We start from the raw sequence: 9750 nt of genomic DNA on the forward strand, positions 1-9750 counted from the left end.
TTTAGCTTTGCATTATTTTTCCAAGATTCTTTTTAAATCAAATTTTAAAATCACGCAAGAAGCACCTATAAATAATACATCTTTAAATAAAAATCCATCAAAACCTAGTTGTATCATTAAGCTTAAAGTAGTTAAAGAAGTAGCTAATACCCCCAAAGCACCTATAACACCAAATTTAGGATTAAAAAATCCAATAATTAAACAAATATAAATAATTCCCTCTACAATACCCAAAGCATAAGAAGCTCCAGCATCACCAAACAAATGAGGCAAAAAAGCCAACCAAGTCTTAGAAAATAAAGGTTTTAACAATTCTACTTCAAAATCAAACCATTTAGAAATACCAAAAGCAAGAAAAACTAAAATAACCACAAAACGCAATACAAACTTATCGATATTTGTATTAATAAAATAATTTGCAAGTTTATTCATAAAATACCTTTATAAAAATTGATAAGTATCAAAGTAATTTTGCTAGCAAAATGATTATATCAGAGTTTGTCAAATGTACTTTGAGGTTTAAGCCTCAAAGCAAGATTATTGTTTGTTGTTGTTATATTGCAAATAAACTACATGTGTAGCCAAATATTCTTCAAGCCCATGCTTACCATCAGCTCCACCTATACCACTTTTTCTCCATCCTGCATGAAAACCTTGCATAGCTTCAAAATTTTCACGATTAATATAAGTTTCACCAAATTTAATCTCCCTGCTTGCGCGCATAGCTATGTCTAAATTTTGTGTATAAATAGAACTTGTAAGTCCATACTCACAATCATTTGCCATATCAATAGCTTCATCAAGAGTATCAAATTTAGTAATAGGTAAAATAGGAGCAAAAATTTCTTTTTGCATGATCTCATCTTCGTGTTTAACACCCGTTAAAACAGTAGCTGGAAAATAATAACCACTTGTATCATTAAGCTTTCCGCCACATTCTACAACTGCTCCTTTTTGCACTGCTCTATCAAGCATAGCTAAAGCATTATCAAGTCCTGCTTGATTCACAAGAGGTCCCATATCAAAATCACCTTTTAAAGTATTTCCAACACTTACTTTACTCATACTTTTAACAAATTTATCTACAAATTCCTCATAAACATCTTTATGTACATAAGCTCTTTCAGCACAATTGCAAACTTGCCCATTATTGCAAATCCTACTTGCTTTTATCGCTTCAACTGCTAAATCAATATCTGCATCTTTGCAAACTATAGCAGGTGCTTTTCCGCCAAGCTCTAAAGAAACTTTAATAATATTTTTAGCTGCTGCTTGCATAACTTTTGTACCTGCATCAACACTTCCTGTAAGACTTACCATAGCAATATTTTCATTACTTGCTAATTCTTCTCCTACAACACTTCCTTTACCTGCTACAAGATTAAAAACACCTTTTGGTAAAGAACTTTGAGAAACAAGTTTAGCAAATTCAAAAGCATTATTTGGAGTTTCGCTACTTGGTTTAATAACTATAGTATTACCTGTAAGTAAAGCTGGAGCTAACTTTCTAGCAATTAAAAAGAAAGGAAAATTCCAAGGTAAAATTCCACTAACAACTCCAAGAGCACTTTTATAAAGATAGATATGCTCATTAGCTCTATCGCTTTGTATAATTTCACCTTCATAGCGTCTAGCCCATTCGGCTGTATAATCCATATAATCTGCTGTAAAATGAATTTCTACACTAGCTAAAGACCTAACTTTACCTTGCTCTTGCATCAAAACTTCAGTTAAATAATCTGCATTTTTGCGTATTAAATTTGCAAGTTCTCTTAAGTGATTAGCTCTTTGTATCGCAGGTTTTGCCTCCCAAGCTTTTTGAGCTTTTTTAGCTGCTTGTATGGCTCTTTGTGTATCCTCTAAAGATGCACTTGCTACTTTAGAAATCACTTCCTTAGTCGCAGGATTAATAACTTCGATAAATTCACCATTATGAGGGATAAATTCTCCGTCAATAAAATTGTAATATGTTGTCATTGTGTCTCCTTAATTTTGGGTTTAATCCAAATGAAAAACTTCTTCCATATCAAGCCATTTTTCTCCAGCATTCCCTAAAGAAATTTGGCAAGGATCGGTAACTTTCCACCATTCTTGAGTATTTACATCTGCTGCCATTTTTTCCATATCTTTTTTAAAATCATTGCCTACGTATTCAAAATAAGCAAACAAATATTCCCCAAAAAGATAAATAGAATAATTTTGTATATGACACTCTTTAATCATTTCACAAACTCCTTTATAAGGACTTGCATGAAGCTCTTTATATTCCTTAATTTTTTCGGGTTTGATCTTAATAATCTGCCCATATCTTTGCATTTTTAACTCCTTTCATATAAATTAAAAGCATTTTTATAAAAAATAGCATCTAAATTTTCAAAAACTTCACTTTGTATAATGAGCTTTGCCCACTCATTTGGCTCTAACTTCGCCACAGGAAAATTAGAACCAAATAAAAGTCTTTCTTCTCCAAAACAAGCCTTTAAAAAAGCAAAAATTTCAAAAAGAAAATCTTTTGGAGTTTCTTGTGAAAAATTATCAGGAGCTGAAAGTTTTATAAAAAATTGCGAATAATGAGAAAATTTTTCTAAAGTTTTTTTATATTGATCCAAATGTTCCTTAGAAGGTGTTCCAAAATGATTAAGACAAACTTTTAATTTAGGACAAGTTCTAAAAACAAACTCTAGCATAGCAAGCTCTTCATTTTTCATACAAGCTTCAAAAACTAAATTTTCTTTTTCTAAATATTTTAAAATTTGTAAAAAATCCTCTTCTAAAAGCCTTCTAGCTCCCTTTACACTTGTGTGTAAAACTTCTCTAAAAGCTGAAATTTCATCTTTATAATTTATATCAGCTAAACAAAGTTTAAAACCATAAAGCTCCTTTTGCTTTAAGGCAAAAGAAGCTTCACTATCTTTATCATCACTATTTGCTTCAACATACATAGCTCCAATTAAATCAAAATCTTGATATTTTTTTATCACATCTTCATAATTAAAATTTTTATTTAAGCACTCATTAAATTTCAACCAAGGAATACTCATTTGATCTAAATCCCAAAGATGAAGATGTGCATCAAAAATTTTTTGCATTTTAAGCCCTTATTTTAGAACCCAAAAAGCCATACCAAGCTACATATAAAAATAAAGGTGCCATAGCTAAATAGCCCATACTAGTACCAAAATGATCATTTATAGCCCCTATAATTAAAGGACTGATAGCACCTCCTACTATACTCATAACTAAAAGTGAACCTGCTAATTTAACCTGATGAAAAGGTAAATTTTTTGTAGAAACAGCAAAAATAGTAGGAAAAGAAATACTCATAAAGAAAAATAATGTAATTAGTAAAATAACACTAAACAAACCACTACTAAAATAAAGCCCTACACATAAAATAACATTAATTAAAGAATAAATTCCTAAAATACTTTCTCCTTTAATTTTTTTCATTAAAGGTGTAGAAAGAATTCGGCCCATCATAAAAGCTACTAAAGCTATAGAAAAATAATATGCTGCTTGTTCATCACTAAGTCCTTCATAATGTTCTGTAGCATAATTAATAAAAAATGCTCCAGCAGCAACTTGATTAGCTATATAAAGAAATTGTGCTATAAGTCCAAAATTAAAATGACTATGTTTAAAAACTCCAAAAGCTTTACTTGTATCTTCTTTAGCATAATCACTACTTACTTGAGAACCTTCTGGAATTTTATTTAAAGCAAAAAGTATTAAAATTAAAAGCACTATAGCAGCAATACCCACATAAACAAGCTGAACATTACTCATATTTGCTAAAAGTGCTTGCTCTATTTGATCAGCGCTTGCTCCTTCTTCTTGTTTTGTTATGGATAAAAACAAGGCTCCACCAATGATTGGTCCCACAAATTGTCCAAAACCATTAAAGCTTTGTGCTGCATTGATTCTAAAACTTGCATTTTTTTCATCACCAAGTTTTACCATATAAGGATTTGCACTTGTTTCTAATGATCCTATACCGCAAGCTAAAATGAAAAAGGCAAATAAAAATAAGCCAAAACTTGCTATATTTGTCGCTGGTATAATCAGCAAACAACCAATGGCATATAAAGCCAAACCAAAAATAATACCCATTTTATAAGAAAAACGATTTGCTATATAACCTGCAGGTAAAGCGATAATAAAATAAGCTCCAAAATAAGCAAGTTGCAAAAAACCGCTCTCATGTTGAGTAATATGCAAGTGATTTTGAAAATTTTTATTCATCACATCTATAAGACCATAACTTACACCCCATAAAAAGAAAAGTGAAGTAACAAGAATAATTGCTATTTTAATATTTCTTGAATTTTCGTTCATTTTTTACTCCTTTATAATTTAATCCCAATTTAAAGCTCTATCTAAATGCACATAACCCCCATCAGGAAACAAAATTTGACCTGTAGTATGTGAAGCAAGAGGGCTTAGTGTAAAAACTGATGTATTTGCAATTTCCTCTATAGTAGTAAAACGATGCCCTAAAGGAATACTTTTAGCAATTTTTTTGTATTGTTCTTTTGGGTCAGAAAAATTTGAAAGCCATTTTTCATAAAGAGGGGTCATAACTTCAGCTGGAGCTAGGGCGTTAACTCTTACATTATCTTTAGCAAATGCGCAAGCCCACTCTCTAGTAAATCCTATTTGTGCAGCTTTTGCCGAAGCATAAGCTGAGGTTCTACCTTGCCCTGTAAGTCCTGTTTTACTAACTATATTTAAAATGCTACCTTGCTCTTTTTTAATATAAGGTAAGCATTCTTTTGTTACTGTATAATAATGAAAAAGATTATTTTCATAGGATTTGATTAAATCTTGCGTAGTGGTATCTTCAATATGAAGATTATCATTAGCTCCAGCATTATTAACTAAAGCATAAATTCCACCATATCGAGTAGCAATCTCATTGATAAGTTTTCCTATTTGTTCATAATCTTTTAAATCAATCTCATAAAATCCATAATCTTGACATAATTTTTTTAATTCTTCATCGTGCTCTTGTGGCATAGATCTTGAAAGAACAACTGGTATACCACCTTCTTTTGCCCATAACTTAGCAATGCCATATCCTATACCTTTAGCACCGCCTGTGATAATACAAACCTTATTTTTAATTTGTAAATCCATTTATTCTCCTTTATTTAAAAATTTATTTTAGCAAGTTGTAGCAAGTCTCCAAACTGAAAAATCATTTTGTTCATTGATTTCTGCTTTAACTAATTGTCCTTGCGAAACTCTCATAATCAAATCAATTAACTCATCTCTTACTTCTTCTTTTGTTTTTGTCCCATCTATAATACTTCCTGCATTAATATCAATACAATCTTGCATATTTTCATAGCAAAAAGTATTAGAGCTCATTTTTATAGTTGGCACTATAGCAGAACCCGTAGGCGTACCTCTACCTGTAGTAAAAACACAGATATTTGCACCTCCTGCAACCATTGCTGATAATTGCTCTATATCATTGCCTGGAGTGTTCATAAAAGTAAGTCCTTTAGAAAGTACAGGCTTGGCATAATCAATCACATCCATTAATATTCTAGATCCGGCTTTATAAACACAACCTAAAGATTTTTCTTCTATACTACTTAAACCTCCCTCTATATTACCTGGACTCGGATTTGCTCCACGTATATCAGCATGAAAAGATTTGACTAAATTTTCAAAACCTAAAATCTTGTCATAAACCTTTTTTGCTACTTCATCATCTTTAGCTCTCTTAGCTAAAATTGCTTCACAGCCTATGAGTTCAGTTGTCTCAGCTAAAATTACTGCTCCTCCTTCATCTATAACAAAATCACTTAAACTTCCTAAAGCAGGATTTGCACTAAGTCCACTATAACTATCACTTCCACCACATTCTGTACCCAAAATCAAATCAGAAAAGTTTCCTTCACTTTTTTGTACTTTTGCAGCTTCATCAAGCATATTTTGAACTATTTCAATACCTTTTTGAAGTGTATTTTGAGTACCACCGCACTCTTGTATAACTAAATACTCTACTTTTTTATAAGGAGTTGCTTCTTTAATTTTTTCTGCAACCACTTTTGCTTGTATTACCTCACAACCTAAACCTACAATCAAAACTCCATAAACATTGGCATTACTTCCATGACCTATTAAAACATCTCTTGTTTGCAAAGCATCAAATTCAAGCTGAGAACAGCCATGTTGATGATTGATATATACTGCTCCTTGACATTTTTTAGCAATATTTTCACATACTTTATTTGCGCAATGTACACTTGGAATGATAATAACTTTATTTCTTAAGCCAAATTTTCCATCTTCTCTTCTATAACCCATTAATTTATTCATTGTTCATCTCCTCTACCTCTAATACCCTCTGTATTATGCACATGTACCCAAGCTCCTGCTTTAATATCACAACTTGCAATTGCAATTGCTTCAGCATATTTAATCACTAATTCTTTAGTATTAATGTCTTTAAGTGCAAATTTATGACCACTTTGTATATCTTCTTGTAAAATAACTCCTGCAATGTTTTGCCCTTTTTGAAAATTTTGCAAGGCTGTTGCTACATTGTCTTTTTCATTAACTATAACAAAGCCTTTCATAATTTAATTCCTGTTTGTTCTTCTAGTTCTTTAATAATATTTTTAGCTTCATCAAAACGATTGTGCAAAGCTTCTTGAGTTATTTTTGAAAGAGGGTGTGGACTAAAGTCTACAAAATCAAAACCTCTAGCTTTTAAAAGCAAAGCAAAGCCCATAGGAAAAGTTATACTCATACCAAATCTTATAGCCTTTAATAAACTTTTTTGTATCTTTAAAGCTTTTTCGTAAGATTTTTCATTCATAGCTTTATAAATTTCGCTCATAAGTTCTGGAAACACAGCTCCTGCACTTGTCATAGAACCCTTAGCTCCAGCAAATAAAGCTCCAGCATAAAATTCTTCTCTACCTACAAAAACATCAAAACCATCAGGTACAATATCTAAAATATGGTTTAAAAGTAGAGCATCTCCACTGCTATCCTTAATACCAACTATATTATCAATTTTAGAAAGTTTTTCAATAAGTGTTAATGGAAGCGGTGGAGCAAAAAGCGGTATATTATAAATATATAAAGGAAGCTTAACCTTGCTTGCTATATCTTTAACATATTCAAAAAGCGTCTCTTCATTAAACTTATAATAATACGGCATAGCAAGCAAAAGTGCATCAAGACCTATTTCATAAGCTTTTTGAGCCAAAATAGTTGTATTTTCATAAACACTTGAAGTAATACCTGTAATTATGGGTACATTATTTTTTGAAGCTTCTTTACTTAATTTCATAAGTTGTATTTGTTTTTCTACACTTAAAGCTTGAGAATCACCTGCACTACCATTACAAAAAAGCCCATCTAATCCTTTAGAAATTCCAAATTCACAATAATTAATAAATTCTTTTTCATTGATACTTCCATCTTTATGATAAGGAGTCAATAAAGCCGGCAAAGTTCCTTTTAAAATTCCCATTTTCAATCCTTTAACTTATATTTTTTGTATATACAAAATATTATTTATATGCAAAAAATATAACAAAATATTCTAAATTTTAAAAATAAGCAAAAATTCAATAAAATAAGCCTAATTACGAATAAATCACATAATTTTTATACAATTAGCTAAAAAAATATTTTATACAAAGTGTTACAAAATGTAAAAAAATATAATTAAAGGAGTAAAAATGAAACATCAACCTACTTTAAGAGTATTAAAAATTTTAGAGTTATTAGCTTGTGAAAAAAATTTAACTTTAAGTCAAATTGCAAAAAACTTAGATATTCCAACAGGAACACTCTCGCCAATATTAAAAACTTTACAAGAAAATAGATATATATTTTGTAAAAATAAATTTTATTGTCTTGATAATAAAATTTTAGAATTAAGCTTAAGTATAAAAAATGAAAATAGCGTTATGGAACTTATAAAAAAACATATGAAAATTATAAGAGATTTAAGTGGTCAAACCTGTCAAATGGGAATTTTAAAAGGGGGACAAGTATTATACCTTGAAAAATTTGACACAAATAATGAAATACAACTTAAATCTTTTATAGGAACAACTTATCCTGCCTATGCAACCTCTTTAGGAAAAGCTTTATTAGAAAAAAAAAGTAAAAAAGAACTTCAAACGATATATGAAAAAAAACTTACAAAAATTACACCAAATACTTTAAATAGCATTGAGCAACTATATGAGCAATTACAAATAATTAAAAAAGAAAAAATTGCTATAGAAAGTGGAGAAATGAATCCTCAAATTGAATGTATGGCTATAGGTATAGAACATAAAGGAAAAATTATAGCTGCAATTAGTATTTCTTATCTTATCTTTTATTCTAATGAAGATTTTAGAGAAAAAAATAAAAAGATTTTACTTGAAGAAAAAAATAAAATAGAAAAAACTCTTTTATTAAACTTTCCTAATATAGAAAAAATATACTAACTAAAAAATTAAATATTTTTTTGTTATAATCGCAAAAAAATAATTCAACAAGGATGATTGATGCTTAAAGAACTACTTGAAATAAAAAAAGAAATGGAACCAATAATTCATGAATGTTCAGTAAAAATTCAAGTAGCAGCAAGAGAAGTCATAGTAAGAAAAAGAGAATACGAAATTTATGGTCCTATGATAGATAGAGTGTATCTTGATAATGCTGTTTATGTTAAAGTTTTTGCTACAGGAAGAGATACAAAAAGCACTAAAGTTGATATTAAAAATGGATTTTATATGGTGTATGTTGCTCCTGATAAACTAACAAATCAAGAAACTATGAATAAATTAAAGGTTTCTTTTGAAAGTATTGATAATAAATATATTTCAAAAATTATAGAACTTAACAGAAGAATGAAAGAAATTCTTAATAAAACTCAAGCAACTTTAACCAAAGCTGCAAATATGAATGTAGTCATAGAAACTAATCTTGGAGAAGCTTCTGCAGCTACTAAATTTGTGATAACAATTAAATATTTAAAAGATAATCAAAAATTAGAAGTGAAAAATTCAAAATCAGCTGGAAGTTTTAGAGACACAAAAAACCATATAAATTTAGTTGTGGATAAAAATACAGACTCTGCTATATGTGAAAAACTTTTGCGAGATGTAGAAATTTATTTCATAGGAAATTAATTTCTTATTCTCAAATTTGCTAGATGTGTTAAAGCTACTGCAATGGCATCTGTAATGTCTAATGGTTTTATATCTTTAGATATACCAAGCAATCTTTTTACCATAAAAGAAACTTGTTCTTTAGTAGCTTTAGCTTTACCTGTAACTGCTTTTTTAACTTGTAATGGAGTATATTCTGCAAAATCTCCATGAAGTTGTAAAATTTTAAGACTTAAAGCTCCACGAAATTGTGCTAATTTTAAAACCGTTTTTGGATTATATGCAAAAAATATATCTTCTATAGCAACCTCATCAAATTGGTGATTTTTAAATATTAAATCTAGTCCTTCACAAAGCTCTGTAATTTGATATTGTAAATTGTTAGGTTTAATTTTTATCAGTCCTGCTTCTATAAGTTGATTTTTACCATTATTTCTTTCAATGATAGCATAGCCACAATACCTAGAACCAGGATCAATTCCTAATACTTTCAATTTTTCACCTTTATTTCACAACATAGTGTGAAATTTATTTAAGTGAATAATTTTAACCAGTTTTTATAAAAATTAAGATAGAATTTTAACGATAATAATTACTACATTTTTAAGAAAATTGC

At 29.5% G+C, this 9750-nt stretch carries 12 protein-coding genes; 2 read left to right on the forward strand and 10 right to left on the reverse strand.

Going from position 1 to position 9750, the window contains the following annotated elements:
• Positions 1 to 12 precede the first annotated feature (12 nt).
• From CINS_RS07500 to CINS_RS07540, 9 genes are all read right to left on the reverse strand, one after another.
• Positions 13 to 432 carry a DUF417 family protein gene (locus CINS_RS07500; protein WP_039651221.1) on the reverse strand — a complete coding sequence of 140 codons (420 nt, stop codon included), beginning with the start codon at positions 430 to 432 and terminating at the stop codon, positions 13 to 15.
• 105 nt (positions 433 to 537) lie between these two features.
• A complete protein-coding gene (gene aldA / locus CINS_RS07505) occupies positions 538 to 1977 on the reverse strand; it encodes an aldehyde dehydrogenase (RefSeq protein WP_039651223.1) in 1440 nt (479 codons plus the stop codon).
• Positions 1978 to 1998: 21 nt separating this feature from the next.
• The gene (locus tag CINS_RS07510) at positions 1999 to 2316 is read right to left on the reverse strand and encodes an L-rhamnose mutarotase (RefSeq protein ID WP_039651225.1); all 318 of its coding nucleotides are present in this window, start codon (positions 2314 to 2316) and stop codon (positions 1999 to 2001) included.
• Between the two features lie 2 nt (positions 2317 to 2318).
• The gene (locus CINS_RS07515; RefSeq protein WP_039651228.1) at positions 2319 to 3089 is read right to left on the reverse strand and encodes an amidohydrolase family protein; all 771 of its coding nucleotides are present in this window, start codon (positions 3087 to 3089) and stop codon (positions 2319 to 2321) included.
• A gap of 1 nt (position 3090) precedes the next feature.
• The gene (fucP, locus tag CINS_RS07520) at positions 3091 to 4335 is read right to left on the reverse strand and encodes an L-fucose:H+ symporter permease (protein ID WP_039651230.1); all 1245 of its coding nucleotides are present in this window, start codon (positions 4333 to 4335) and stop codon (positions 3091 to 3093) included.
• 18 nt (positions 4336 to 4353) lie between these two features.
• Positions 4354 to 5136 carry an SDR family oxidoreductase gene (locus tag CINS_RS07525; protein WP_039651232.1) on the reverse strand — a complete coding sequence of 261 codons (783 nt, stop codon included), beginning with the start codon at positions 5134 to 5136 and terminating at the stop codon, positions 4354 to 4356.
• A 27-nt stretch (positions 5137 to 5163) separates the two neighbouring features.
• Positions 5164 to 6330: a D-galactarate dehydratase / altronate hydrolase gene (locus CINS_RS07530; RefSeq protein ID WP_039651235.1), complete on the reverse strand. Its 1167-nt coding sequence runs from the start codon at positions 6328 to 6330 to the stop codon at positions 5164 to 5166.
• Positions 6327 to 6590: a D-galactarate dehydratase / altronate hydrolase gene (locus CINS_RS07535; RefSeq protein ID WP_039651237.1), complete on the reverse strand. Its 264-nt coding sequence runs from the start codon at positions 6588 to 6590 to the stop codon at positions 6327 to 6329. The genes CINS_RS07530 and CINS_RS07535 overlap by 4 nt, the downstream gene beginning before the upstream one ends.
• Positions 6587 to 7495: a dihydrodipicolinate synthase family protein gene (locus CINS_RS07540; protein WP_039651239.1), complete on the reverse strand. Its 909-nt coding sequence runs from the start codon at positions 7493 to 7495 to the stop codon at positions 6587 to 6589. The genes CINS_RS07535 and CINS_RS07540 overlap by 4 nt, the downstream gene beginning before the upstream one ends.
• 211 nt (positions 7496 to 7706) lie before the next feature.
• Between CINS_RS07540 and CINS_RS07545 the strand changes: the two genes are divergently transcribed.
• Entirely contained in the window at positions 7707 to 8468 is a 762-nt protein-coding gene (locus tag CINS_RS07545) for an IclR family transcriptional regulator (RefSeq protein ID WP_039651241.1), read from the forward strand.
• 60 nt (positions 8469 to 8528) lie between these two features.
• The gene (locus CINS_RS07550) at positions 8529 to 9155 is read left to right on the forward strand and encodes a hypothetical protein (RefSeq protein ID WP_039651244.1); all 627 of its coding nucleotides are present in this window, start codon (positions 8529 to 8531) and stop codon (positions 9153 to 9155) included.
• Here the strand turns inward: CINS_RS07550 and ruvC are convergent.
• On the reverse strand, positions 9152 to 9628 hold the full coding sequence (gene ruvC, locus CINS_RS07555; protein ID WP_039651245.1) for a crossover junction endodeoxyribonuclease RuvC: 477 nt from the start codon (positions 9626 to 9628) through the stop codon (positions 9152 to 9154). The two genes, CINS_RS07550 and ruvC, sit on opposite strands and share 4 nt — an antisense overlap.
• Positions 9629 to 9750: the final 122 nt, after the last annotated feature.

This window comes from Campylobacter insulaenigrae NCTC 12927 (genome assembly GCF_000816185.1).
GTDB classification, from domain to species: Bacteria; Campylobacterota; Campylobacteria; order Campylobacterales; family Campylobacteraceae; genus Campylobacter_D; species Campylobacter_D insulaenigrae.